Source organism: Aquamicrobium sp. LC103 (assembly GCF_001014615.2).
In the GTDB taxonomy this organism is placed as follows: domain Bacteria; phylum Pseudomonadota; class Alphaproteobacteria; order Rhizobiales; family Rhizobiaceae; genus LBCQ02.
The window spans coordinates 138951-165272 of sequence record NZ_LBCQ02000002.1; the positions used below are offsets into that span (position 1 = coordinate 138951).

General features: G+C 65.1%; 24 protein-coding genes. 12 read left to right on the forward strand and 12 right to left on the reverse strand.

The window, feature by feature from the left end; translation table 11 throughout:
• Window positions 1–12: 12 nt before the first annotated feature.
• Window positions 13–930: a hydroxymethylglutaryl-CoA lyase gene (locus tag XW59_RS04035; RefSeq protein ID WP_047143488.1), complete on the reverse strand. Its 918-nt coding sequence runs from the start codon at window positions 928–930 to the stop codon at window positions 13–15.
• A 177-nt stretch (window positions 931–1107) separates the two neighbouring features.
• Between XW59_RS04035 and XW59_RS04040 the strand changes: the two genes are divergently transcribed.
• Window positions 1108–3060, forward strand: a complete 1953-nt coding sequence (locus XW59_RS04040) for a GAF domain-containing protein (RefSeq protein WP_047143489.1) — start codon at window positions 1108–1110, stop codon at window positions 3058–3060.
• Window positions 3061–3188: 128 nt separating this feature from the next.
• Entirely contained in the window at window positions 3189–4463 is a 1275-nt protein-coding gene (locus XW59_RS04045; RefSeq protein WP_047143490.1) for a hydroxymethylglutaryl-CoA reductase, degradative, read from the forward strand.
• Between the two features lie 346 nt (window positions 4464–4809).
• On the opposite strand, the gene XW59_RS04050 is transcribed toward XW59_RS04045, so the two are convergent.
• The 3 genes from XW59_RS04050 to XW59_RS04060 form a co-directional block, all read right to left on the reverse strand.
• Window positions 4810–6315, reverse strand: coding sequence for a tripartite tricarboxylate transporter permease (locus XW59_RS04050; protein ID WP_047143491.1), 1506 nt, complete (start codon window positions 6313–6315; stop codon window positions 4810–4812).
• Window positions 6316–6319: 4 nt separating this feature from the next.
• A complete protein-coding gene (locus tag XW59_RS04055; RefSeq protein ID WP_047143492.1) occupies window positions 6320–6766 on the reverse strand; it encodes a tripartite tricarboxylate transporter TctB family protein in 447 nt (148 codons plus the stop codon).
• A gap of 83 nt (window positions 6767–6849) precedes the next feature.
• A complete protein-coding gene (locus XW59_RS04060) occupies window positions 6850–7809 on the reverse strand; it encodes a tripartite tricarboxylate transporter substrate binding protein (protein ID WP_047143493.1) in 960 nt (319 codons plus the stop codon).
• Window positions 7810–8265: 456 nt separating this feature from the next.
• On the opposite strand from XW59_RS04060, the gene XW59_RS04065 reads away from it, so the two are divergent.
• The 6 genes from XW59_RS04065 (at window position 8266) to XW59_RS04090 (ending at window position 14221) form a co-directional block, all read left to right on the forward strand.
• The gene (locus XW59_RS04065; protein ID WP_047143494.1) at window positions 8266–8727 is read left to right on the forward strand and encodes a (2Fe-2S)-binding protein; all 462 of its coding nucleotides are present in this window, start codon (window positions 8266–8268) and stop codon (window positions 8725–8727) included.
• Window positions 8728–8737: 10 nt separating this feature from the next.
• Window positions 8738–10933 (forward strand): molybdopterin cofactor-binding domain-containing protein, encoded by a 2196-nt coding sequence (locus XW59_RS04070; RefSeq protein WP_047143495.1) that lies wholly within the window; start codon window positions 8738–8740, stop codon window positions 10931–10933.
• A 165-nt stretch (window positions 10934–11098) separates the two neighbouring features.
• Complete coding sequence (locus tag XW59_RS04075) at window positions 11099–12289, forward strand: MFS transporter (RefSeq protein ID WP_047143866.1); 1191 nt, start codon at window positions 11099–11101, stop codon at window positions 12287–12289.
• The gene (locus XW59_RS04080) at window positions 12259–12753 is read left to right on the forward strand and encodes a cyclophilin-like fold protein (RefSeq protein WP_047143496.1); all 495 of its coding nucleotides are present in this window, start codon (window positions 12259–12261) and stop codon (window positions 12751–12753) included. The genes XW59_RS04075 and XW59_RS04080 overlap by 31 nt, the downstream gene beginning before the upstream one ends.
• Window positions 12754–12773: 20 nt before the next feature.
• Window positions 12774–13169: a cupin domain-containing protein gene (locus XW59_RS04085; RefSeq protein WP_047143497.1), complete on the forward strand. Its 396-nt coding sequence runs from the start codon at window positions 12774–12776 to the stop codon at window positions 13167–13169.
• 35 nt (window positions 13170–13204) lie between these two features.
• Entirely contained in the window at window positions 13205–14221 is a 1017-nt protein-coding gene (locus XW59_RS04090; protein ID WP_047143498.1) for a zinc-dependent alcohol dehydrogenase family protein, read from the forward strand.
• 40 nt (window positions 14222–14261) lie between these two features.
• Here the strand turns inward: XW59_RS04090 and XW59_RS04095 are convergent, their stop codons facing one another.
• The gene (locus XW59_RS04095; RefSeq protein WP_047143499.1) at window positions 14262–15158 is read right to left on the reverse strand and encodes a LysR family transcriptional regulator; all 897 of its coding nucleotides are present in this window, start codon (window positions 15156–15158) and stop codon (window positions 14262–14264) included.
• Between the two features lie 160 nt (window positions 15159–15318).
• On the opposite strand from XW59_RS04095, the gene XW59_RS04100 reads away from it, so the two are divergent.
• The 3 genes from XW59_RS04100 to XW59_RS04110 are packed head-to-tail and all read left to right on the forward strand — an operon-like array spanning window position 15319 to window position 18384.
• Window positions 15319–15765 carry a (2Fe-2S)-binding protein gene (locus XW59_RS04100; RefSeq protein WP_047143500.1) on the forward strand — a complete coding sequence of 149 codons (447 nt, stop codon included), beginning with the start codon at window positions 15319–15321 and terminating at the stop codon, window positions 15763–15765.
• A gap of 10 nt (window positions 15766–15775) precedes the next feature.
• Entirely contained in the window at window positions 15776–18013 is a 2238-nt protein-coding gene (locus tag XW59_RS04105; protein ID WP_136067925.1) for a xanthine dehydrogenase family protein molybdopterin-binding subunit, read from the forward strand.
• A complete protein-coding gene (locus XW59_RS04110; protein ID WP_047143501.1) occupies window positions 18010–18384 on the forward strand; it encodes a cytochrome c family protein in 375 nt (124 codons plus the stop codon). The genes XW59_RS04105 and XW59_RS04110 overlap by 4 nt, the downstream gene beginning before the upstream one ends.
• A gap of 41 nt (window positions 18385–18425) precedes the next feature.
• Here the strand turns inward: XW59_RS04110 and ugpC are convergent, their stop codons facing one another.
• The 7 genes from ugpC to XW59_RS04145 form a co-directional block, all read right to left on the reverse strand.
• Entirely contained in the window at window positions 18426–19451 is a 1026-nt protein-coding gene (ugpC, locus tag XW59_RS04115) for a sn-glycerol-3-phosphate ABC transporter ATP-binding protein UgpC (RefSeq protein ID WP_047143502.1), read from the reverse strand.
• Window positions 19452–19503: 52 nt separating this feature from the next.
• On the reverse strand, window positions 19504–20358 hold the full coding sequence (locus tag XW59_RS04120; protein ID WP_047143503.1) for a carbohydrate ABC transporter permease: 855 nt from the start codon (window positions 20356–20358) through the stop codon (window positions 19504–19506).
• On the reverse strand, window positions 20355–21215 hold the full coding sequence (locus XW59_RS04125; RefSeq protein ID WP_047143504.1) for a sugar ABC transporter permease: 861 nt from the start codon (window positions 21213–21215) through the stop codon (window positions 20355–20357). The genes XW59_RS04120 and XW59_RS04125 overlap by 4 nt, the downstream gene beginning before the upstream one ends.
• A 72-nt stretch (window positions 21216–21287) precedes the next feature.
• On the reverse strand, window positions 21288–22532 hold the full coding sequence (locus XW59_RS04130; protein ID WP_047143505.1) for a sugar ABC transporter substrate-binding protein: 1245 nt from the start codon (window positions 22530–22532) through the stop codon (window positions 21288–21290).
• Between the two features lie 20 nt (window positions 22533–22552).
• On the reverse strand, window positions 22553–23470 hold the full coding sequence (locus tag XW59_RS04135; protein ID WP_047143506.1) for an SMP-30/gluconolactonase/LRE family protein: 918 nt from the start codon (window positions 23468–23470) through the stop codon (window positions 22553–22555).
• On the reverse strand, window positions 23467–24264 hold the full coding sequence (locus XW59_RS04140; RefSeq protein WP_047143507.1) for an SDR family oxidoreductase: 798 nt from the start codon (window positions 24262–24264) through the stop codon (window positions 23467–23469). Before XW59_RS04140 ends, XW59_RS04135 begins: the two co-directional genes overlap by 4 nt.
• The gene (locus XW59_RS04145; protein WP_047143508.1) at window positions 24261–25025 is read right to left on the reverse strand and encodes an FCD domain-containing protein; all 765 of its coding nucleotides are present in this window, start codon (window positions 25023–25025) and stop codon (window positions 24261–24263) included. The genes XW59_RS04140 and XW59_RS04145 overlap by 4 nt, the downstream gene beginning before the upstream one ends.
• Window positions 25026–25161: 136 nt before the next feature.
• On the opposite strand from XW59_RS04145, the gene XW59_RS04150 reads away from it, so the two are divergent.
• Complete coding sequence (locus XW59_RS04150) at window positions 25162–26304, forward strand: mandelate racemase/muconate lactonizing enzyme family protein (RefSeq protein ID WP_047143509.1); 1143 nt, start codon at window positions 25162–25164, stop codon at window positions 26302–26304.
• Window positions 26305–26322: the final 18 nt, after the last annotated feature.

The following is a 26322-nucleotide window of genomic DNA, read 5'->3' on the forward strand; positions in this document are numbered from 1 at the left end:
CGTGATGGTGGGTCAGGCACACAGGGCGCGGGACGCCGGATCAACGCCCATCGACTGCGCCACTTTCGAGCCCGACGGCCTGCCGAGGGCCGTCGTGATGAAATGCCCCGCCGCGACGACCCGGTCGAGATCGACCCCGGTGCTTATCCCCATTCCGTGCAGCATGAAGAGAAGGTCTTCGGTCGAGACGTTTCCGGCCGCGCCCGGCGCGTAGGGGCAGCCGCCGAGCCCGGCGACGGCGCTGTCGACGACCGAGATACCTTCCTCGAGGCAGGCGAGGATGTTGGCCAGCGCCTGGCCGCGCGTGTCGTGGAAATGGAGGGCCAGCATGGCGACGTCGATTTCGCCGGCGACCGCGCGTGCGACCTCCTGCGCCTGCCGGGGCGTGCCGATGCCGATCGTGTCGCCCAGCGAGATTTCGTAACAGCCGAGGTCCGCGAGCCTGCGCGAGACCGAAACGACGGAATCGACGGCGACCGCGCCTTCGTACGGGCAGCCGAGCACGCAGGAGACATACCCGCGCACAGCGACGTCCTTGGCCTTGGCCATATCGATCACGGGGCGGAACCGCTCGATGCTGTCGGCGATCGAGCAGTTGATGTTCTTGTGCGAGAACGTCTCGGAAGCGGAGGCGAAAATGGCGACTTCCCTGACGCCGGCGGCGATCGCGGCCGTCATGCCCTGCTCGTTGGGCACCAGGACGGGGTAGCGGGTCGGTCCGTCCAGCGACAGATGCCTGACGACCTGGTGGGTGTCGGCCATCTGGGGGACACGCTTTGGCGACACGAAGCTGCCGACCTCGATCGCGGTGAGCCCGGCATTGACGAGGCGCGCGATCAGTTCGAGCTTCGTCGCGACGGATACAGCGACCTTCTCGTTCTGAAGGCCGTCCCGCGGCCCTACCTCCACGATACGCACGCTGTTTTGCATCTCACGGCTCCCTTTGAGGCGACACATAACCGGATGCTCGCCTCCTACAGATGTTAAATAGTCACATGAGTTGCGTGAACTTATGTGCCATTAATACATTCTCGTAAGGACGCAACTGTGTCAGTCCGGCTAGGGCTACGTCAGAACGTGAAACAGGCCGCCAGTGTGGGAGAATGCATGTCGCGCCAAGCCGACATCGTGCCGATCGGTCATCAGGCGAACGGAAGCCTGGAGGTCGCGCTCTACTACCGGCGCCTGCTGGAGCTTCTCGACGGCATGGCGCCGCTTTCCAGCTTCGAGCAACTGGCCAATGCGGCAAAGGGCCTGGCGCGCGACGAGGTCGCCGCGGATTCCATGGGCGACGCGATGGCCACCGCGCTGCGGCTGCGCGAGAATTTCGAGCTGAAACGCAAGCGCGAGGTCGAGCTCTCGGCGCTCTACGAGACGGCGCGAGACCTGTCGGCGCTTCGCGACACCGACCAGATCCTGCAGGCGATCGTGCGGCGCGCCCGACAGCTTGTCGGCAGCGACATCGCCTATCTGTCGGCCGCGGATGAGGAACATGGCGACTTCTATGTGCGCGTGACCGAGGGCGTCATGTCCCAGGATTTCGGCCGCATCCGCGTTCCACGCAACATCGGCGTCTGCGGAAGCGTGGCCCGCACACGCCGGCCCTTCTACTCGAACAACTACTCCGCCGACCGCAACTTCGATCACGACATGGGCATCGATCGGGCGATCAGCGGCGAGGGCATCGTCTCGATCCTCGGCATTCCCCTCGAGCTCGAAGCCTACGTCATGGGCGTGCTCTTCGTCGGCGATCGTTACGTCCGGTCATACACGCCTCAGGAGATGGCGGTTCTTTCGTCGCTCGGCACTTTCGCCGCTCTCGCCATCGACAATGCAAGGCTGCTCGAAGAGGCGCAGCGCGCGCTTCTCCTGGCCAAGGACGCCAACTCGGCCTTGAGGGCCAAGGCTGACGACATCGAGCAGGCCGCGGTGGCGCACGAGCAGCTCACCGAGCTGATCGCCCGCGGCGGCACGCTCGACGATCTCGTCAACCGTGTCTCCAACCTCCTCAAGGGACAAGCCGGCGTCATCGACGAGAGCAGCACGCTCATCTCCGGCAGCGTCCCCGATTCGCTGACCGATGACGAGCTCGCGAAGGCCATGCGGGAAAGCGACCGCCTGGGCCGCTCCGTCGCGCTGATGTCGGCGGATGGCGGGACCACCCTGGTCGCGGCGGTCATCGGCGGCTCGGCGCGGTTGGGGGCGCTCGTCTTCACGCGCAGTCGGCCGCTTTCGCCGCCCGAAACCCGCACGGTGGAGCGTAGCGCAATCGCGACCGGCATCGTGCTTTTGTCGCTCGATCGCATCGCCCAGATCGCTCACCGCAACGTCGCCGATACGGTCTCGGCGCTGTTGCGCGGGATCACCGATCCGTTTTCGCCAGAAAGCGCCCGGCGGCTGCCGCCGGGCATCAGCCTCTCGTGGCCGGTGACCGTGATCCTGGTGGAACTGCTGACCATTACCTCGGCGCAGGCTTCCTCGGCACTGCGCTCCACGCTTGCCGGCCGGGACACGATTTCAGCCGAGTTCAACGGCGACCTTGCCATCGTCACGAATACGTCCGACCCCGAGCGGTTGGCGAAGCGCATATCGGAAAAGCTGGACGAAGCCTTCGGACAGCGGGTCACCATCGTGATTTCCGATCCGATCGCCAGCTTCGACAAGGTGCCGGGTGAATACGAGGGGCTGCGGCGATGCCTCAGCCTCATCCGCGGCCTCAACCAACAGGGCCGGGTGACCTTTGAACGGAGCCTTTCGATCTACGGGCTGTTGTTCCAGAACAAGGGCGAGGATGCGATCGCCTCGTTCCTGCGCGGTGCGATCGGTCCGCTCGTGGAGCAGGACGAGAAGCGCAAGAGCCAGCTCGCCATCACGCTCCTCACCTACCTGGATACCGGGCGCAGCGTCCAGAAAGCGGCCGAGATGCTTGGCATTCATGTCAACACGATGCGCCAGCGCCTGGACACGATCTCCCACATCAATCCGGATTGGAGCGATCCCTCCAAGACGCTGGAAGTCCATGTCGCGTTGCGCCTTCACGCTCTTGGGCGGGCGGTCTAGCGAGCGGGCGCCATCCCGTGTGACGAAGCCACAGGCAGGCACCTTGAGGGTGTGATGCCTGCACATTGTCTTCAAGGCGCAGTGCCACCTAGTTTCCCGAAAAAGTGAACTGCAGGGAGACTCGCTTCATGTCCGTCAACAGCCGCATTCCGGGATTCTACAAGCTTTCGCCACCGGATCGCTTCAAGGCAATCGTCGAACTCACCGGGCTGCCCGCGAGCGAACTCGCGAGCCTCGCGGCGACGGAAGGCAGCATGCTGGAGATCGCCGACCGGATGATCGAGAACGTGGTGGGCACCCTGTCCATCCCGCTCGGCGTCGCGGCAAATTTCACCGTCAACGGACGCGACTACCTGATCCCCATGGCAACGGAGGAGCCCTCGGTCGTCGCGGCGGCGAGCAACATGGCCTCCGTCGCGCGCATCCACGGCGGCTTCCACACGTCGAGCGACCAGCCGATCATGATCGCGCAGATCCAGCTCGTCGGCGCCGAGGATCCGCACGGTGCACGTCTGAGGCTCTACGAGCGGCGTGGCGATCTGCTCGCGCTCGCCAACGAGCAGGACCCGCTGTTGGTGAAGCTCGGCGGCGGCGCGAAGGACATCCAGGTCCGCATCGTCGAGGCCGATGGCCGGACCTATGTCGTGCTTCACCTGATCGTTGACGTCCGTGACGCGATGGGAGCGAATGCGGTCAACACGATGGCGGAAGCGCTGGCTCCGCTCGTCTCGGAGATCGCCGGCGCCCGCGTGCGCCTGCGCATCCTTTCCAACAAGGCGGACCTGCGGCTGGCCCGCGTGCGTGCCACCTACGACAGCCAGACCCTCGGCGGCCCGGACGTCGTCGACGGCATTATCGACGCCTATGCCTTCGCCGCAGCCGACCCGTATCGCGCGGCCACCCACAACAAGGGCATCATGAACGGCATTACAGCCGTGGTGCTGGCGACCGGCAACGACACGCGCGCGGTGGAAGCGGGCGCGCATTCGCACGCCGCCGCGAGCGGCCGCTACACGTCGCTGTCCCACTACGAGAAGGACGCGGCGGGCAATCTCGTCGGCACGATGGAATTGCCCATGGCGGTCGGCCTCGTCGGCGGCGCCACCAAGACCCATCCGGTCGCGCAGGCGGCCGTCAAGCTGCTCGGCGTCAAGGGCGCGCAGGAACTGGCGGAGGTCATCGTTGCCGTCGGTCTCGCCCAGAACACCGGCGCGCTTCGTGCGCTCGCGGCCGAGGGCATCCAAAAAGGGCACATGTCGCTTCATGCCCGCAACGTTGCCGTCGCCGCTGGAGCGCAAGGCGCCGAAATCGACATGGTGGTATCGCGTCTGAGGGGCGGAGGCCATGTTCGCCTCGATCGGGCGCAGGCGATCCTCGGAGAATTGAGGCAATCAGGCGCCTGATCCGCACTTCCGGCCCGGCCTGCGAACGTCCAGCTTCTGCCTTCCTCAATGACCTGATCGAAGCGCCGCCCGTACCGGCGCTTCCGGTCTTTGCCGCTCACCGTGCCGTTTCGATGCAGCGCATCGCGGAATTGCCGGCGCCGTTCGGGGGCCGGCGCCCGGGAACCGGGTTTGATCGGCCCGCGGTTCCCGCGGGCCGCCCGACGATCGTTCCGGGCAACCCGCGCTGCAACCTCGTTCAGGAGCCGGAGGGTGGCGCGGGTGATCGAGGTGTTCCTTGCACGGTCGACGTTGCAAGCCACGCAGTTCACACCGTGACGGCCCGCCACCCTTCGGCGGAAAGAGGTCAGTCTTCGGCGATGATCTCCCTCTTTCTGCGGATCGAGGGGGCAACCATCAACAGAACCGCGATGGCGCCGACCAGATACAGTGCTATCGAAATGTTCGACGCGAACAAGACGCTTACGTCCCCACGCGAGATCAGCAGCGCGCGTCGCAGATTCTCTTCCAGCATCGGTCCAAGCACGAAGCCCAGCAACAATGGTGGCGCTGGCAGATCGAGGCTTATGAGCAGATATCCCGCCACACAGAAGAAGGCCGCGAGATAGATCTCGAAGCTGTCGTTCTTCAGCGAATACACTCCAATGCAGCACAGCAGCATGATCGAAGGATAGAGCAGCTTGTACGGCACGCTCAGAAGCTTCACCCAAACCCCCACGAGCGGAAGGTTGAGCACCACCAGCATGAGATTTCCCGCCCACATCGAGGCAATGAGGCCCCAGAAAAGCGCGGGGTCGGCGGTCATGACCCGAGGGCCGGGCTGAATGTCGTGAATCATCATCGCGCCGACCATCAGCGCCATCACGGCGTTCGAGGGCATGCCGAGCGTGAGCAGCGGAATGAAGGAGGTCTGCGCCGCGGCATTGTTTGCGGCCTCCGGACCCGCAATGCCTGCCAGCGCCCCCTTGCCGAATTCCTCGCCACCCTTGTTGGGCATCTTCTTTTCGAGCGAATAGGAGGCGAAGGAGGCGATTGCGGCGCCGCCGCCCGGCAGCACGCCAAGCAGCGAGCCGAGCGCGGTTCCCCGCAGGGCTGGTCCTACCATCGCCTTCAGTTCGCTTAGGGTAGGCATCAGCCGCGTGATGCGGGGAGTGGCGGTTCCCTTGCCGTCTTCGCTCTCCTGCAAATTCTTCACGATTTCGGCGAAGCCGAAGATTGCCATGGCGATGACCACGAAATCGAAACCGTCGAAGAGCGCGGTGACACCGAAAGTGAAACGTTCGTCACCGGAGTTGACGTCGATCCCCACCGTGCTCACGAGCACGCCCAGAAAGACCATGCCGATGCTTTCGATCAGCCGCGCATTGGAGAGTACGGTTGCCAGGATCAGTCCGACGAGCATCAGCGCGAAATACTCGCTGGGCCCGAACTTGAATGCGACGTCGGCAAGCGGCTTCGCCATGACGGCGATGAAAATCGTCGCGATTGTTCCCGCCAGAAAGGAGGACAATGCAGCCGTTGCCAGCGCGGTGCCGGCCTTGCCCTTGCGCGCGAGTTGATAACCGTCGATTGCCGTGACCACCGACGAGGACTCGCCCGGCAGATTGACCATGATAGCGGTCGTCGAACCGCCGTATTGCGCGCCGTAGTAGATGCCCGCGAGCATGATGAGCGCCGCGGCCGGATCGAGCGCGTAGGTGAGCGGAAGCAGCATCGAAATCGTCGCGAGCGGCCCGAGCCCGGGCAGAACGCCGATCAACGTGCCCATGAAGCAGCCGATAAACGCGTAGAGCAGGTTTTGCGGCTGCAGCGCCGTCGCCAGACCGAGCTGGATATTTGCGAGGATATCCATTCCTTCACCCCAATGACGGCAGGAGCGGCATCTGCATGCCGATGCCCTTGACGAAGATCAGGGCCGCCGCGGTCGAGAGCACCAGGGCCAGGATCAGCGTCCGCAGCCAGTTGCGTCCCGGCGAGGCCAGATCCGAAATGAAGACGAGCATGATCGTCGCCACGAACAGTCCGGCCGGAATGACCAGAGCGGCAAATGCCAGAACGCTGGCAGTTATGATGAGCAGTCCCGACCAGTTGATCTTTTTCACGACCGTCGTTGCGCTCGCGTCAAGCAGGGACATGGCGAGAATGACGGCGCCGATCCCACCCACGACCGCCGCAATGACGAGCGGGAAATAGCCGGGCCCCATCCGACCGACCGTGCCCACCTGCAACTGCAAGGCATGGAAGGCAAAGAAGGCGGCGATCACGACAAAGATGGTGCCGACGAGGCTTTCTCGTTTCAGCAACGAACGTCTCCTCTGGAACGGGAATGGTGGGGCCGCGGCGATCGCGCGGCCGCCGTTTTCATTCGAATTGCGTCAGGGGCAGGCTACTGCTTCACGCTCGCGGAGACCTTGGAAAACTTGTCGATCTCGGAACGCACGAATTCCTGGGCATTGGAGAGGTTCACATCGCTCAGGGCCTCCCGCGAGTCGGCCGCGAAGAACGCCTGAATGCCTTCGTCGTGAAGGGTTTCCTGAAAGGCTTTTTCGAGCTTTGCCTTGACCTCGTCGGGCGCGCCTTTCGGAAGTGAAGCAATGGTCCAACCGAAATTGACCGCGTTCGGGTGACCCGCCTCGACGACGGTTTGCGCATCCGGGAACGCGGGCGCGCGCTCGGTGCTCGTCGTTCCGAGGACCTTCATCTTGCCGTCTTCGACATAGGGCTTCACCACCGCGGCGTATTCGAAGGACAGATCGATGACGCCCGCGGCCAGATCGACCATCTGGTTGGTGCCGGTCGTGTAAGGTACGTGCACGATGTCGGTACCCGTAGCCGATTTCAGGACTTCGCCGGCAAGGTGCTGCGCGGTACCAACGCCGGGCGATCCGAAGTTGAGCTTGCCTGGATTTTCCTTCGCATATTCCACCAGCTCGCTGATCGTATTGAACGGCGCGTCCGGACGGGCCACGATGATTTGGCTGGAGCGGGTGATTCCCTGGATGTGGTCGAAACCGTCCACGGGATCATAAGACAGTTTCGAGGGATCCAATGCCGGCAGAATGCCGAGAGGGCCCGAGGAGCCGTAAAGTATCGTGTAGCCGTCGGCCTTGGCGATCGCCACTTCTTTCGTGCCTACCACGCCACCGGCACCGGGCTTGTTTTCGATGATGACCGGCTGGTTAAGCTTCTGACCAAGCACTTCCGCCAGCTTTCTGGCGGTAAGGTCGGTCACGCTTCCCGCGCCGAAAGGAACAACCCACCGGATCTCCCGCTCCGGATAATCCCCCGCGAATGCGCCGGTCACAAAGCAGAACGCGGCCAATAATGTGTAGCTGAAATGTCTCATCCCGTTTCTCCACTCCAATCTCCTGCGGCCGGCGGCCGGAGGATGTTCGCGGCTCACCGCTTGAATTTGATGCCTGAGTGAAGGTAACCCCCCGCTGGTTCTGGACGGTGTCACCCTCCTTTCGACCCCTCCCTGGAGCGCCGTCAGTCGGGAAGCGACTACCGCATGACTGACCGGTTAGTCAATACATTCGCGTTGACTTATCATTGCCGTGCTGCCGCGATCGTCTTTATCGCGACTTCCCGCTGACACATGCACGGCGATCAAATCTCGATAACGAAGTGGCGAGCTGCCGAACCAGGCCAAGAAGCCGCCATAAAAGGTGGCAACCTGTCTCAAGCTGCAACCGTGAGTTCGATCGGCATTCATGTCCTGATGATCGTGGCCTTGTCCGGACGCCGAAGCCAAATGCCGACTTTGCTTGCACATTCTTGAACGAGAAGGGGAGATGACGGCATGGCATTCAGGTTGAACGTAAACGGCGCTGCCTATGACGTGGATGTCGAGCCTGAGACACCGCTGCTCTGGGTGTTGCGCGACACCATTGGCTTGACCGGCACCAAATTCGGCTGTGGCATCGCCCAGTGCGGCGCGTGCACCGTCCATATCGACGGTCAGGCGGTGAGGTCCTGTGTCACCAGCGTCGACAGTGCGGTCGGATACGAAGTCACCACGATCGAGGGCCTTTCCGAAGACAACAGCCATCCGGTCCAGCGCGCCTGGATCGAGCACACCGCCCCGCAATGCGGATACTGCCAGTCGGGCCAGATCATGGCGGCTGTGGCGCTTCTGATGGAAACGCCCAACCCTTCCGACAGCGACATCGACGCGGCGATGGCCGGCAATCTCTGTCGTTGCGGCACCTACCAGCGCATCCGGCGGGCGATCCATCGCGCGGCCGAACTCTCGCAAGCCTGAGGAGGGAGAGATGACCTTGATCGATACCGGGATTTCGCGCCGTACGCTGATACGCTCGGCGCTTGGTGTCGGAGGCGGCATGATGCTCGGCTTTCATATACCGGGCGTCGAAGCCGCCGTCGTCGCGCCCAGGCCATGGACGGTTCCCACGGACGGCGTCGAGATCAACGCGTGGCTGACGATCGACGCCGACGGTGCGGTGACCATTCGCGTGCCGCACACGGAACAGGGGCAGGGGGCTCTCACCGCCGTTTCCATGATGGTGGCCGAAGAGCTCGACGTGCCGTGGGAAAGCGTCCATGCCGTGTTTGCGGACATGAACCGCCACGTCAATGACGGCAGGGAATATATTGTCACCACCACGCACGGATCGCAGCTCGTTCGCATGCAGCATCCGCACATCATGCGGGCCGGCGCGTCGGCCCGCGAGCGGCTGAAGCAGGCCGCCGCCGAAGCATGGGGCATCGACCGGTCGGAAGTGACGGCGCGCCAGGGCACGCTTGCGGCAGGCGACCGCAGCGGTGCCTACGCCGAGTTCGCGACGGCCGCGGCCGGGGTGACGCTTGATCGGGAGCCCGAGATCAGGGCGCCTGGCCAGTGGTGGCTTCTCGGGACGGAGGTCGCGAGGCTGGACGTGCCGGTGAAGGTGAACGGCGGTGCCCACTACGCCATCGACACGCGTCTGGACGGCATGGTCTACGCAGCGGTCAAGAACTGCCCTGTCCCCTGGGGACACCTCGTCGGCTATGACGCGGAGGCGGCGAAGGATCGCCCCGGCGTCGTCGCGGTCGTCGAGTTCCGGGCCGAGGAAGGCCGGACGGGTCCGAACCACCTGCAGGATGCGATCGCGGTCGTCGCCGATAGCTGGTACCGCGCCAAGACCGCGCTGGATCTCATCACGATCGAATGGGATTTTGGTCCCGAAGGCGAGGTCAGCGATGAAACCCAGGCTGCGGAGGCGCGCCGGCTTTGGGAGGAGACCGGTGAAGTCAGCCACGAGGAAGGCGGCGATACGTTGGACGTCATTGCCTCGTCCGACCGGGTGGTGAGCGCGGAATATCATCGCCCCTACGAGACGCATGCCCGCATGGAGCCGATAAACGCGACGGTGAGCGTCACCGACGAACGCGTCGAGGTGTGGTCTCCGACGCAGGATCAGACGACCGCGCTCGAAATCGTCGCCGATCAGCTCGGTCGCGACAGGCGGGACGTTCACGTGAACACCGTCTTCATCGGTGGCGCCTTCGGCGGCGACGGTGGCGGCAATACCGCCGTGACGCGACAGGCCGCGGTGATCTCCGAACAACTCGGTCGCCCGGCAAAGGTCATCTGGACGCGTGAAGAGGATATCAGCCAGGACAAGCAGCGACCGCCCCACTATACGCGACTGGCCGCCGCGCTCGGCGAGGACGGTCTTCCCGAGGCGTTCTTCTCGCGTGCCGCGTGGTTCACGTACCAGGGCGCGTCAAGGCATGGGCCAGCCACCGCCGACTATTCGATCGGCACCATGCCCTATCGCGTCGCCAACCGGCGGCATGAGCGCCACAACGTGGCCGCCCACATTCCGACCACCACCCATCGCGCTCCGGGCGCGAACCAGAACGGTTTCATCATCGAGCAGTTCGTCGACGAGATGGCGCTCGCCGGCGGCTGGGATCCGCTCGAATGGCGTATCGAGATGACCAGGGACCTCGAGCCATGGCAGAGGGTTCTCGCCAAGCTGAAGGAGGTTGCCGGCTTCACCACGGACCTGCCGCGCGGCGAAGGGGTGGGCGTCGCCGTCGTCGAGGACCACGGCTCGTATTGCGGCGCCTGCGCAACCGTGTCGGTGAGCCGCGGCGGAGAGCTTCGGATCGAGAAGATCGTGCTCGTGATGAACAGCGGCTACATCATCAATCCGCTGAACTGCGCCGAACAGATGGAGGGCGCCGCCTGCTGGGAACTCAGCCACGCCCTTTATGGCGGGCTTCGGCTGGAGGGCGGCAGGTTCACCAACCTGAACTTCGACAGCTACAATCTGATGCGGATCGATCAGATGCCGGAAGTCGAGACGCACTTCGCCCTGTCGGAGGACGGCTGGTGGGGAGGTGTCGCCGAGCCGGGCGGCCCTCCGACGCCGGCGGCGGTCGCCAATGCGATCTTTTTCGCAACCGGCAAGCGCGTCCGTTCGACGCCCATGATGGAGCATGATCTGAGCTGGTCCTGACCCTTGGCCGGAAATCGGGCGTTATCGGCCCCTATTCATGACTGGGGTCGATAAGTCCAAGTGGATTGGCCCATCTAATCCGATCGGCATTGGGCCGCTATTTTCCCGGGCATTGCAGTGGCCGACGGTGCGAAACGCCGCCGGCCCTTTTTCAGGATGCCCGCCATGGAAACGACTTACGACACTCGGCTCGCCGATGACGCCGCCGCATGGGGCGCGGTGCTCTCGATGGCGCTGTGCGTCACCGTGCTGATCGCGTCGGAGTTCATGCCGGTCAGCCTGCTCTCCCCGATCGCCGCGGATCTCGGCATCACCGAGGGCAGGACAGGCCAGGCCATTTCGATCTCGGGCGCCTTCGCCGTGGTCACCAGCCTGCTGGTCGCCGGTCTCACGCGCCGGATCGATCGCAAGGTTGTCGTGAGCGGCTTCACGGTGCTCCTGATCCTTTCCGGCCTCGTGGTCACCTTCGCCCCAAACTACACCCTTCTCATGGTCGGACGGGCGATGCTCGGCGTTGCGATCGGTGGATTCTGGTCCATGTCGACCTCGATCGTCATGCGGCTTTTGTCCGAAGACCTAGTCCCGCGTGGTCTCGCCTTGCTGAACGCGGGCAACGCCATAGCGGCGACGATTGCCGCTCCCCTGGGCAGTTTTCTCGGGGCCTATGTCGGCTGGCGCGGCGCCTTCTTTCTCGTCGTGCCGCTCGGCGTGCTGGCATTGATCTGGCAGTGGATCAGGCTGCCGCCGCTTCCTCCGCGTGGAAGAAAAGCGTCCGGCAACCTGCTGACGCTGCTTGGCCGACGGCCCGTCGCGCTTGGCATGGCTTCCATTCTGTTCTTCTTCATGGGCCAGTTCACGCTCTTCACCTATCTGCGCCCGTTCCTCGAGGGCGTGACGGGTCTCACCGTCCCCGCATTCTCGGCAATCCTTCTGATCATGGGCTTGGCGGGGATTGCGGGCACGTGGATTGCCGGTCGGCTGCTGCGCACGCGGCTGTTCAGCATCCTGACGGTGATTCCGTTGGCCATGGCCGTTCTCGCCGTCGGGCTGATCGCCCTCGGATCGATGCCCTTTCCCGTCTCCCTGTTGCTCCTCGCCTGGGGCTTCTTCGGCACCGCCGCGCCCGTGGGCTGGGGAACCTGGCTGAGCCGCACGCTGCCCGACGACGCGGAGGCCGGCGGTGGGCTGCAGGTCGCCACCATACAGCTCGCCATCACCGGCGGCGCGGCAACAGGTGGCATGCTCTTCGACACGATCGGCTGGTGGGGCGCGTTCGCGTTCGGCGCGGCGCTTCTCTGCGGCTCGTCGCTTCTGGCACTCGCCGCATGGCGGGCAACCCGAAAGTTCTTGCCATGACGGTAAAACTGCTCAACCGCCGGGCACTGCTTGGAACGCCGTTCGCGACAGCCGTCCTGCCGCGCTTTGCCCGCAGCCAGCAGGGCCATAACCCGGCCAGCCAGGAGCCCACCGACATGCGGATCAGAATGACGTTCAACGGCCGGGTCATGACCGCCACTCTCTACGACAATCCGTCGGCGCGGGATTTCTTCTCCATGCTGCCACTCGATCTCACGATCAAGGATTACAGCAACAACGAAAAGATCGCTTACCTCCCGCGAAAACTCGACGAAGACGCCAGCGGGCCGTTCGGCAACGAACTGCCATACGACTTCTGCTACTATGCTCCATGGGGCAATCTGGCGCTTTTCTACGCCGGTTATCGCTGGTCCCACGGGCTGATCAGGCTCGGCCGTTTGGACGAAGGCCACGAGGCCTTGCACGGGCCGGGCGAGTTCCCGCTTCGCATCGGGCGCATCTGACAGGCAAAAAGGAGATTCCGATGGAAATCATTCGCGCAGGCTCCAGACCCTCCGGCAAGGGCCCGGAAACATGGTTCACGGGCACGGTCCGCATCGATCCGCTCTTCAACCCGTTCGACACGGAGCGCGTGCAAGGTGCGCAGGTGACCTTCGAACCCGGCGCCCGAACCGCATGGCACACGCATCCGCTCGGGCAGACGCTCATCGTCGTTTCGGGTCTCGGCCGGGTGCAGCGCGCGGGTGGCCCGATCGAGGAGATCCGGCCCGGTGACGTCGTCTGGTTCGCGCCGGGCGAGAAGCACTGGCACGGAGCCTCGCCCGAGACCGCGATGGCGCACATCGCGATCCAGGAAATGAAGGACGGCAAGGCCGTCGACTGGATGGAGCACGTCGCCGACACCGAATACGGCGCCTAATCCTTCCAACGCATATCGAACGAAAGGAAAGAACAATGCTTGCAACCGTTCTCCACGGGCCGCGCGACATACGCTGCGAGGAAGTCGCCGATCCCGAGATCCTTCACCCGACCGACGCCATCATCAAGCTGTCGGCCACCTGCATCTGCGGCTCGGACCTGTGGCCCTATCGCGGGCTGCAGCCGATGGACGGCGCGATGCATATGGGGCACGAATATTGCGGCGTCGTGGTCGAGGTCGGCAGCGAGGTCCGCACGGTCCGGCCGGGTCAGTTCGTCGTCGGCTCCTTCTGCATTTCCGACAACACCTGCCCGCACTGCCAGTTCGGTTTCCAGTCCTCCTGCGTGCAGCGCGAGTTCATGAGCGGGGCGCAGGCGCCTTACGCACGCGTGCCGCTGGCCGACGGCACGCTCGTTGCCACCGCCGAGGTTCCTTCCGCCGATCTCGTGCCAGATCTGCTGGCCGCGTCGGACGTGCTGGGAACCGGCTGGTACGCCGCCGACGCGGCCGAGGTTCGGGAAGGTTCGACCGTCGTCGTGGTCGGCGACGGCGCGGTCGGCCTGATGGGCGTGCTCGCGGCCAAGGAGATGGGCGCCGAACGCATCATCGCGATGAGCCGCCACGAGAGCCGCCAGAAGCTCGCCCTCGACTTCGGCGCGACCGACATCGTCGCGGAGCGCGGCGACGAGGGGATCGCGCGCGTCAGGGATCTCACCAAGGGCATCGGCGCGGATTCGGTGCTGGAATGCGTCGGCACGATGGAATCCTTCGACCAGGCCCTGGCCTGTTCCCGCCCCGGCGGCACGATCGGCTATGTCGGCGTTCCGCATGGCGTCAAGTTCGACGGCCAGCAGCTTTTCTTCGGCCAGAAGCGCCTGCTCGGCGGCCCGGCGCCTGTCCGGCGCTTCCTGCCGGATCTGATGGACCGGGTGATCGAGGGCAGGATCAAGCCCAGCAAGGTCTTCGATCTCGAACTGCCGCTGGCGGAAGTCGCGGAAGGCTACCGCGCCATGGACGAGCGCCGCGCCATCAAGGTGCTGCTTACCGTTTGAGCGTGCCAACTCGGCAGGTGGAAGGTGATGCGCTCGCGGCTCACGGCTCCGCGTGCCGGAGCGCATCGACGATGACCTTGAAGGCCGGCAAGCTCTGCCTGCGGCTTGGATAATAGATGTAGTATCCCGGAAACTTCAGGCACCAGTCGCCCAGCACCTGGACGAGATCGCCCGCCGCGACGTGCTGCTCCACAAGATCCTCGGGGACAAAGGCGATGCCGTATCCTCTCAAGGCGGCGTCCACCATTGCAAGGGTCGTGTTAAAGGTCAGTTGCCCGTCCACCCTGACACGCAGCTCCTGATCGCCCTTCTCGAACTCCCAGGCATAGAGCCCACCGCCCCGCGTCTGGCGCAGACTCATGCAATTGTGTCCGATCAGTTGCTGCGGATGCTCCGGCACGGGATTGGCGGTGAAGTATCCGGGCGAGGCCACTGCAACCAGGCGCCAGTCAGGTCCGATCCGGATCGCGATCATGTCCTTCTCGACGCTTTCGCCCAGTCGGACGCCGGCGTCGAAGCCGTCCTCGACGATGTTGCGGAGGCCGTTGTCTATGCTGAACTCCAATTTGATGTCGGGATAGTTCGCGAGCTTCGGCCGGAGCTTTGGCCACACGAGGTTCTCGAAGGCATGGTCCGAAAGCGTCAACCTGATGGTTCCCGCCGGCTTGTCGCGGAACTCCATGAGCGAGGCGATCTCCGCCTCGATCTCCGCGACACGGGGCGCCAGGGATTGCCGGAGGCGCTCGCCGGCTTCGGTCGTCGCCACGCTGCGGGTCGTGCGCGTGAGCAGCCGTATGCCCATCCGCGTCTCCAGCCGCTTGATCGTATGGCTGAGGGTGGACTGCGTGATGCCCAGCTTCGCCGCCGCGCGCGTGAAGCTCTTCTCCTCGGCCACGGCCAGGAACCACAAGAGGTCGTTGAAATCTTCCCTGGCCATTTCCGCTCCAGCACGTTGGTCGCGGTAGATTTATGTTCCCCGTCGATCAATGCAAGCGAATTAGCGGCACTATTCCTGTCACCGAAAGCGGTTACACTGCAGGTTCGACGAGCCGGCAGCCAGTCGTGTTGGCTCTCTCGCGAACCAAAAGGAGAAGGCCATGGAACTGACCATCAACGGATCGACGCATCAGATCGATGTCGAACCCGACACTCCGCTGCTCTGGGTGTTGCGTGACGAGTTGGGCATGACCGGCACGAAATATGGTTGCGGCGTTGCCCAGTGCGGCGCTTGCACGGTGCTGATCGACGGGCAGGCCACCCGATCCTGCGTGACGACGGTGGATAGCATCGTCGGCATGACGGTCACGACGATCGAGGCGATCGAGCAGGATTCCGAAGGCCAGAAGGTCGTCGAGGCGTGGGTCGCCAATCAGGTGCCGCAATGCGGTTACTGCCAGTCCGGCCAGGTCATGGCCGCCACGGCTCTCCTCAAGCAGACCCCGCAGCCCACCGATGAGGACATCGCGGCCGCCATGGTGAATCTCTGCCGCTGCGGTACCTACAATGCGATCTCGGCCGCCGTTCGGCAGGCCGCCCGGGCGTGAGGAGGACACCATGAACGACATGACCCCAATCCGGAGCGGACGGCCCGCGCAGGGCGAGGACGGGCCGCTCAACGTCTCGCGTCGCGGTTTCCTCGGCGGTGCCGCGGCATTGGTGCTTTCGGTCACGCTGCCGGTCGGGCGCGCCAGGGCACAGACCGCCGGCGCCGTCACGCCCGGGACGCGCATCGATGCCTTCCTGGAGATCCGTCCGGATAGCACCGTACTGTTCCGCAGCGCCTTCATGGAAGGCGGCCAGGGCGTATTCACCGCGATGGCTCAGATCGTCGGCGAGGAACTGGATGTCGATCCGGCGAACTTCGTCGTTGAAAGCGCGCCTCCCGGTCCGGACTATCTTCTCCTCGGCGGCGGCCGTTTCACCGGCGGCAGCATGTCCGTCCGTTCCAGCTACGAAACGATGCGGCGGCTGGGTGCGAGCGCTCGACAGATGCTGCTCCAGGCCGCATCCGAACAGCTCAGCGCGCCGGCGGCGGAGCTGTCGACCGAACCGGGGCGAGTAACCCATGCCGCGTCCGGGCGCCATCTCGCCTATGGCGAACTGGCGCAGGCGGCGGCCGGGCTGCCCGTGCCCGAGAATGTCACTTTGCGCTCAAACGACACCTTCCGCTGGATAGGCAAGCCCGTGCCGCGGCTCGACGTGCGCGACAAGTCCACGGGCCGCGCTCAATATGCGATCGACCTTCGGGTGGACGGCATGCTTCATGCCGCCGTCCAGCACAGCCCGCGTCTCGGCGGCGAGCCGGAAGCGCTCGCCAACGAGGCGGAGGTTCAGGCCATGCCGGGCGTGCATTCCATCCACACGCTGCCGGGCGCCGTTGCCGTGGTGGCCGACAGTTGGTGGCGGGCCCGCCGTGCCGTGGAAACGCTGCAGGTGACCTGGACCGACCCCGCGCCGGACACGCCGCGCGCCATGCCGGCCGATTTCTCGTCCGAGACGCGCAGGGAGACGCTGAAGTCCACGGAGGGAGACGGCATCGCGTTCGAGCAGGAAGGCGATGTTGCGGAGGCCTTTGCCGGCGCGGCTCGCGTCGTGGAGGCAACGTACGACGCGCCGTACCTCGTGCACGGCCAGTTGGAACCGCCATCGGCGATCGCGCGCTGGAACGACGACGGAACGCTGGAACTCTGGATTCCCAACCAGGCGCCGGAAATGTTCCAGGCCGACGCGGCGAAGCTTGCGGGCATCGAGCCGGAAAAGGTCATCATCCACTCGCCGATGCTGGGCGGCTTCTTTGGCCGGCACTTCCTCTACCAGACCGCCAATCCCTACCCGCAGGCCATCCAGCTCTCGAGGGCGGTCGGTCGGCCGGTCAAGCTGATCTGGAGCCGCGAGGAGGAATTCCTTCGCGACGCGGTTCGCCCGCTGGGGGTCGCACGTCTGCGCGCCGGCCTCGATGCCGAAGGGCTGCCTGTCGCGCTGGAAGCGGTCGCGATCGGCGAGGGCCCGTCGGGACGCTGGTTCGGCCGCGCGGCCGACCAGGCCGACAGTTCCGCCGTCGAGGGAATGGCGGGCAAGGTCTACGCGATCGCCAACCGGCGCGTCGCGCAGCTTCCCGTGGACGATCCCGCGATCATCGGCTTCTGGCGTTCGGTCGGCCATTCGATGAACGACTTCTTCTACGAGACGTTCTTCGACGAGGTGGCCGATGCCGGCCAGCAGGACCCGTACGAGCTGCGGCATCGCCTGCTTGCCGAAAGCCCGCGGCACAGGGCCTTGCTGGAGACCGTCGCCGAGCTTTCGGGCGGCTGGAAGCGCGGACCCTTCACCGCCGGGGACGGCACGACGCGTGCGCGCGGCGTCGCCATGGCCTCGCCCTTCGGCAGCGAGGTCGCCACGATCGCGGAGGTGTCGTTGCAAGACGGCGAGGTGGCAGTTCACGACGTTTGGGTGGCGATCGACCCGGGCAGCATCGTCAATCCGGCCGTGATCGAGGCGCAGGTGAACTCGGCGGTCGCCCTCGGCCTGTCCTCGGCGCTGCTGGAGGAAGTCGTCTATGTCGACGGCATACCGCAGGCGCGCAATTTCGACGGCTATCCGATCCTGCGTCCCGATCAGATGCCGCGCGTGCATGTGCGCATCGTCGAGAGCGGCGCGCCGATGGGCGGTATCGGCGAGCCGGGCGTGCCCGGTGTGCCGCCGGCCGTCGTCAATGCCGCTTCCGTGCTGACCGGCCAGCGTATCCGCAGCCTGCCGCTTGCCAAGATCGAACTGAAGGGCGCGGAAGGATGAGAAAGGTCGCGTTCGCCGCTTTGGCGCTTGTCGCAGCCTCCTGGGCAACGGACGCGTCCGTTGCCCAGGAAGCCGATGCCGCGGCGGGAGAAAGGCTGTTCCAGCAGCGCTGCGGCGCCTGCCATCAGATCGAGACGACGAGGAACGGCCCCGGCCCGCATCTTCAGGGCATTGTCGATCGCGCCGCCGGAGGCGTCGAAGGGTTCAACTATTCGCCGGCACTCAGGGAGTCCGGCATCACCTGGACCGAGGAGACGCTGGACGCCTATCTCGCCAATCCCACCGGAACGGTGCGCGGTACCCGCATGGTCCAGCGCTTCAACAACGCAGACGAACGCCGCGCCATCATCGATTTCCTGAGTTCGCGCTGACGGAACCAGCAGCCCTTGGATCGCCGCCGGCTCGGCGGCGGTCAGTTGGTTTTGCGGCAGGCGCGACCGTGCTGGTCGAAAAAGTGCAGATGATGTGCCGCGGCGGTCAGGCCGACAGGCGAATCCGGCTCGGGCGCGTCGCCTTCGTGCACGACGAGGCTCGTCTCGCCGTTGTCCAGCCCGACATGAAGCAACGAAGATGCCCCGGTGTATTCGCCGATCGCCATCTTGCCCGAAACCGCGCCTTCACCCGGGGCCACGATACGCAGATGTTCCGGCCGCACGCCCACGCTCGCTGCGTTCTCCGGCGCAGGGCCGAGGGCGGCGGCGGAGGAAACCGGCAGGATGTTCATCTTGGGACTGCCGATGAACTGCGCCACGAACAGGTTGTCGGGCCGCTCGTAGAGTTCGCGTGGCGAGCCGACCTGCTCGACCAGCCCGTCGCGCAGGACCACGATCCGGTCGGCCAGGGTCATCGCCTCGATCTGATCGTGGGTGACGTAGATCATCGTGTTGCCGAGCCGCTTGTGCAGTGCCGCGATCTCGGAGCGCATGTGAACTCGCAACTCGGCATCGAGATTGGACAGCGGCTCGTCGAACAGGAAGACGTCGGGGTTGCCGACGATGGCGCGGCCGATGGCCACGCGCTGGCGCTGGCCGCCCGACAATTCGCGTGGAAAGCGTTCGAGCAGCGCGTCGAGCTTGAGCAGCGCGGCCGCTTCGCCGATGCGTTTCTCTCGTTCGGCCGCGACTACCTTGCGCACCTTCAGCCCGAAACCCATGTTGTCGCGCACGTTGAGATGCGGGTAGAGCGCATAGGACTGGAACACCATCGCCACGCCGCGTTTTGCCGGCTGGACCTCGTTGACCACCCGCTTGCCGATAAGCAGTTCGCCCGAGGTGATATCCTCCAGCCCGGCCACCATGCGCAGCAGCGTGGACTTGCCGCAGCCGGACGGGCCGACGAAGACGATGAACTCGCCGTCTGCGACATCGAGATCGACGCCGCGGATCACGTCGACACGCCCGAAGCGCTTCTGGATGTTGCGGAGGGTCAGGCTGGACATGGGGTCTCCCGGAAGCGGTCTGGGTAACTGACTATGGCAAGCGGCACCGGCCTCATCCCTTGACGCCGGAGAGAGCGAAGCTCTCGATGATCTGGCGCTGGGCGATCAGATAGACGATGAGGATCGGCACGACGGCGAGGCTGGTGGCCGCGAGCTGCAGGTGCCACAGCGGCGCGCCGTACGGGTCGGTGAAGTTCGACAGTGCGAGCGGCAGGGTGAATTTCTCCAGCGAGGAGATGAAGATCAGCGGCTCGAGGAACAGGTTCCACGAATTCAGGAAGGTGATGATGGCGACGGCGGCGAGCGCCGGGCGCGACATCGGCAGCGCGATGCGCCACCAGATGCCGAGGCGCGACAGCCCGTCCATCTTGCCGGCCTCTTCCAGCTCCTTCGGCAGCGCCAGGAAATACTGGCGCATCAGGAAGGTGCCGACGATGCCCTGCGAGCCGAACACCGGCAGCAGGATCAGCGGCCCGTGCGTGTCCATCAGGCCGGCCCAGCGCATGAGGAAGAAGTTCGGGATGATGGTCACCTCGTCGGGCACCATCAGCGCCGAGACGAGGAAAAGCCCCACGAGAGCCGAGCCGGCAAAGCGCAGCCGTGCCAGCGCGTAGCCGGCAAGCGACGAAACGAGCAGCGTCAGCAACGTCACCGCCACGGCGATGTAGAGCGAATTGAAGTACTGCCGGGCGAAAGGCTGGTAAGAAAACACGTCGAGGAAGTTCTGCCAGCGCCACATGCGCGGGATCAGGCTCGGCTGCCCGAATATCTCCGTCGGCCCCTTGAAGCCCGAGGAAATCATCCACAGAAACGGGAACACGAAGGGGATCGCGACGATGGAAAGCGAGATCGTCCAGCAGAGCTGGCTGACGATCCGGCGCTGCCTTTGGGTGAGGGAGCCGATCATGTGTCCTTCCTGCGCAAGGCGAGTTGCACGACGGTCAGCGCCAGAACGATGACGAACATGATCATGGCCAGCGCCGAGGCATAGCCGACATTGAAGAACTGGAAGCCCTGCTGGTAGATGTAGAAGGCAAGCACCAGTGTGCCGTTCTCCGGGCCGCCGCCGGTCATCAGGTAGATGTGGTCGAAGACCTTGAACGAGCCGATCGTCGTGATGACCATGATGACGAGCGTCGTCGGCCCCAGAAGCGGCCAGATGATCATGCGGAATATCTGCCAGTTCGACGCGCCCTCGAGCTGCGCGGCCGCCTCGTAGTCGCGCGGTATGGCCTGCAGGGCGGCGATATAGAGGATCATGTTCAGCCCGACCATCTTGATGACGCGGGTGACGATCACCGCCACCATCGCCCAGTCGGGCTCGCGCAACCAGTTCGGCCCCGAAATCCCGACCCCGGCGAGCATCTGATTGACGAAGCCCGCTTCTCCCTGAAGCAGGAACTTCCAGACGATCGCCCAGGCGACGGCAGAGGTGACGACGGGTGCGAAGAACACGGTGCGGAAGAACACCACGCCCCGGAAACGCCGGGTCAGCGCGAGCGCCAGCATCAATGCCAGCGCCATGTTCAGCGGCACGAGCCCCAGCGCGAACACGACGGAGTTGCGCACCACGTGCCAGAAGTCCGGATTGCGGAACAGCGCGTCGTCGTAGTTGTCGAGGCCGACGAAGGTGGCCTGCTGGGTCAGCAGGTTCCACTCCGTCAGCGAGTACCACACGACCGCGACCAGCGGTCCCGCGAAGAAGATGAGAAAGCCGGCCAGCGTGGGGCTGAGGAAGAGCCATGCCTCCATCGCCTCGCGCATTCTAAGCGTGAGCCAGGGCGCGCTCCCCCGCGCCGCGGAACCTGTCGACGGCTTCCGTTCCACGTTCCGCTCCTACAGCAGCGGCTGGATGGCCGCGCAGACGGCCTTGAGCGAGTCCTCGACATTCGCGTCGGCGCGCCACAGCGCGTCGACGCGCGGCTTCATCGCCGCGAGGATCTGCGGGCTCCTCTCATGGCTAGGCAGCACCTTGCCCTTGGCGATGGCGTCGGCGACGACGGCCATCTGGTCCGCGGGAATGAGCTCGTTGGAGTTCACGAAGGCGTCGCTGGCAAGCACGCTGTTGCGCGCCGGCGGAAAGAACTGCGCCATCTCGGCCACGTTCGCTTCGTTTGTCATGTGGGCGACGAATTCGGCGGCGAGTTCCTTCTGCCGGCTGGCGGTGAAGACCACGACGGCTGCCTGGCCGATGACCGGCGACTCGCCTCCCGGACCGGTGGGCAGCGGCGCGATGCCCCATTTGAAGCCGGCATTCGGCATCAGCGAGGCGCGTGAGATCTGGTTGATCGTCATTGCCGCGTTGCCGGAGAAATAATCTCCCTGCTCGCCCGGCGGCACGATCGACTTGTCGACGAAGACCATGTCGTGGAGCTGTTTGACCGCCGCGACGGCTTCCGGCTTGTCGAAGCCGCATTCGCCGCCCGCCCAGACGTCGCCGCCATAGGCGCGGATCGGCGGCATCAGCGCGTGCATGATGCGCGATTCGTAGCCCTGGCCGTCCTTGAACTCGAAGCCGAACTTGCCATTGGCCTCCTTCAGGGCCTTGGAGACCTCCTGGAACTTGTCCATGTCCCACTCGCCCTTCGCGGCGAGCGCCAGCGGGTCTTCGAGACCGGCGGCATCGAACATGTCCTTGTTGTAGAAGATCACGAAGGGCGAGGTCGAGAACGGAACGCCCCATATCTGTTCTTCACTGCTCCACAGGCCCATGGCGGGCTTCGAGAAGTCGGCGAGATCGTAGCCCTCGGCCGCGTCGAGCGCCGGCGCCAGATCCTCCAGAACGCCTGCATTGGCGAAGGTCGGCGCGGCGTCCTCCATCATCCAGCCGGCATCTGGCGGATTGCCGCCCGCGAGCTGGAAGGTCAGCTTTTGCGTGTAGTCCGCCGCCGGAATGGTCTCGAAGCGGACCGTCACGTCGGGATGCGTTTCCTTGAAGCTCTCGGCGATGCCGTTGAGCATTGCCAGGTGCGCCTCGTTGCCGGTCCAGACCGTGAAGCGAAGCTCGGCGGCTGCCAGGGCGCTCGACATCATGCCGAGCGCCATCGCCGACACGGTGATGCATTTCAGTGCGGATTTCATTTCACTCCTCCCTTGAGATTCTATCCGGTTCGAAGGATTGCCATCCTTTCAGGCGAAGGCTCGGGCAATCGGGACAATTTCGGCTGCGGCCAGCCTGTCGTTCCCGCCTCCACGCTCAACAACGCGCCGGCCAAAGGCTCCCGCGCGCGGTCCTCCTCATTCAGACCTGCCGACATCGAGGTGACGGCAAGCAAGGACAAGTCTTCGTCGTAGAAGGCGAGATTGGTCGGCCGCGAGACCGGCAGCTCGATGGTGCCGATCTCACACCCGTCGGGATTCAGTCGCACGATGCGGCCGGCATCGATTTCGGCAAACCAGTAGCAGCCCTCGGCATCGATCGCCGCGCCGTCGGGCCTACCGCGCTCGGGCCGGTGAAACAGCCGGCGATTGGAGAGGTCGCCGCTTTCGACATTCAGATCGAACGCCCAGATCGTCCGCACATCCGGATGGCTGTCGGCCAGGTAGAAGGTGCGGCCGTCAGGCGAGACGGCCGTGCCGTTCTGTGTTCGCAGACCGTCGAGCGCCTCGTGCGTGCCGTCGCGGTCAAGCCTGTAGAGCGCGCCGCGCGGGTCGGTCGACGGCGCCAACGGCACGGTTCCCGCCCAGAACCGTCCCGCCGTATCGACGACACCGTCGTTCATACGCATGTCGTTCGCGACTGATGGCGCGTCCGCGAGCTTCCTCAACGTACCGTCGGCTTCCAATCCGTACCATCCGCCGCCGCCGGCGATCACCGGCTTTCCGCCATCGGAAAGCGCAAGTGCTCCGGGCAGGAACGGCATCGCCATGGACACGACCCGGTTCTCCGAAAGGTCGAGGCGGCGAAGAGCGCGACCGGGAATGTCGACCCACCAGATCGCCGCGTTTTGCGCGTCCCAGAGCGGGCTTTCGCCGACGAGGTCGGGCGCATGATGCAGGACTTCGACGTCCGCGCTCATTTTGTTTCTCCCGGCAAAACGCCCGGCGCATCGCCGATCGTCCATCCGCCGTCCACCGGAAGGTTGATGCCGGTCACGTAGGCGGCTTCGTTGGAACACAGGAACGCGACCGGTCCGGCTATGTCCGCCGGCAATCCGGGACGCGCGGCCGGAATCTTCGCCGTGACGGCGGCGCGGAAATCCGGATCGGCGTAGCGCTCCGCCATGCGCGCGGTTTCGATCGCTCCGGGCGACACCACGTTCATCGTCACGCCGTGGCGCGCGACATCGCGGGCCAGCGCACGGACCGCCGTGAACAGCGCCGCTTTCGTCGCGGCATAGGCGACGGTTTCTGCTCGCGGCCGCGCCGCCATCACACTGCCGATCGCCACGACCCGGCCCCAGCCGCGTTCGGCCATCGGAGGGACGAGCGTGCTCGCCAGGGAAAGAAATGCCGCGACGTTGACGGCCATGTGCTGCTCGACATGGCCCGGCGGGGTCTCTGCCCACGGTCGCCGCCGCTCGATCGCGGCGCAGTGAACGAGAATGTCGATCGCGTCGGCACCGGATAGCAGCCTTCTGGCGAACGGACCGACGGATCCGGCGTCCAGAAAATCCTGTTGCACGAGGGCAGCGCCGCGGCCCGTGGCGCGCAGCTCGTCGGCGAGCCGGCTTGCCGTTTCCGCTCCCGCGAAATGATGCAGGATCAGGTCCACCCCCTGGCGCGCGAGCCCGCGGGCTATCGCTGCACCGATGTCCGAGTCCGCGCCGGTCACCAGCGCGCGGCGCCCAGCCAGGGGGAGGGGCGTGTTCACCGTTCGCCCGCCTGCCTGCCGAGCCGGTCCGCGACCTCGAGAGATGCGATGTCTGCGGCTTCGAAATGGATCTCGATGCGTCTTTGCGCCTCGTCCGCATCGCCGGCTATGATTGCTTCGTAGATTTTCCTGTGCCGCTCGATCGTTGCTTCCCAGTCGGCGTCGGTGCGATTGGATCGGCGGGAAAACAGCTCCGAAACCTCGCGCTGGACGGCGCGCATGCCTTCCATCTGCACCCGGATCATCGTGTTTCCGGTCGCCAGCGCGATGCCGAGATGGAAGAGAATGTCGGCTTCCGTGAATCCCTCGGGCTCCTTGAGCGCGAGGCGCATCTCGTTGAGCGCGCGCTCCATCACCCCAAGGCCCGATTTCTCCCGGCGCTCGGCGGCAAGCCGCGCGATTCCCGTCTCGACGACGCGGCGCATCTCGTTCGCCTCGCGCAGCCGCTCCAGGCTGGAACGCACGGCGTAGCCGTAGATCCTCTCCAGCGGCTCGCCGTTGATTTCCTTGGCGCGTGCCACCTTGCCCTGCTGCGTGGAAATGAGGCCGGCGGAGGTGAGTTGGCGGAGAGCCTCGCGGGCGATCGGCTTGGAGACGCCGAACTCCTTCGCGATTTCGCCTTCGGCGGGCAGGGCGTCCCCGGGCGCGATGCGCCCGTCCAATAGCGCGGTCGCGATCGCGTCCGATACCGTGTCGGCCAGCCGCGCCGGTGTCGCCGGCTTGGCTGAAAAAAACGTCTTCCTGCCCGTGTCCGCGCTCATGATCCTCCCTTTCGTTGGCGAGCCGTAACATGACGTCGACAACTTAGCAACTAAGTTTATCAGTTGCCAAGCAATCCTGTTCACGGCTACAAGCAGAGCGCGCGCGATTTCGACGCGACTGGCTGGAGGAGCTTCCGTGACAGAGACTGCACCGCCCGGAGCGGATATCAGGATCACCGACATCATCGCCCACCCGCTGACGCAGACGCTGCCTCAGCCGACCGTCACCTCGTGGGGCAAGTATTCGGAGGTTTCCATCGTTCTCGTCGAGGTGCGCACCGATGCGGGCATCACCGGCGTCGGCGAGGCCCTTGCCCGCTTTTCGCCGCGCGCCTATGCGGACGTCATCGAGACATCGCTGAAGCCGCGCCTCGTCGGCCAGAACCCGACCGACATCACAGCCCATTGGCGCACGATGCGCCGGGCGCTCTCGGGCCGTGCGGGTGGAATGCTGTTCGAAGCCATCTCGGGCGTGGACATCGCCCTTTGGGACATTCTGGGCAAGGTTGCCAACCTTCCGATCTATCGTCTGCTGGGCGGCATGGGCCGTACGGAGGTGCCCTGCTACGCGGCATCGGTGAATTGGGGCGACGACGCGTTCATGGAACGCGAACTGGACCGCTATCTGGAAAAGGGGTTTCCCCGCATCAAGATCAAGATCGCCAACCCGGTGAAGGATGCCTGTCGCCGCATCGAACTCCTGCGCAAGCGCGCCGGCGACGACATCGATCTGTGCGTCGACGCCAATTGGGCCTATTCGCTGGAGGAGGCCGTCGAGGTCGGCCGCGCCTTGAGCGCCAATCGCTATTTCTGGTTCGAGGAACCGGTCCGGCCGGAGGACGAGGCGGGCTACGAGGAGCTTCACCGCCGCTGCGACACGCCTCTGGCGGCGGGAGAGAGCAATTATACGCTCGACCAGGCGATGCGGCTCGTCTCCAACCGCACCCTGTCCTACCTGCAGCCGGACGTCGCCCGATCCGGCGGCATCACGGAAACCAGGCGGATGGCCGAGTTCGCCGCCGCGCATGACGTTCAATACGCGCCGCATATCGGCATGTCCGGTATCGTCTGCGAAACCGCGAGCGTGCATCTCGCCGCCGCCATGCCGAATGTGAAGGCCATGGAATGCGAGACGGACGAGAGCCCGTTCAAGACCTGGATCACCGGCTCGCCTCCCGGCGCGGACCGTCAGAAGAACGGCATGCTGCCCGTGCCGACCGGTCCCGGTCTCGGCATCGAGGTCGACTGGGACGCGGTCGCCCGTCTTCGCGTGCAGTAGGGGTTCAAGATGACACAG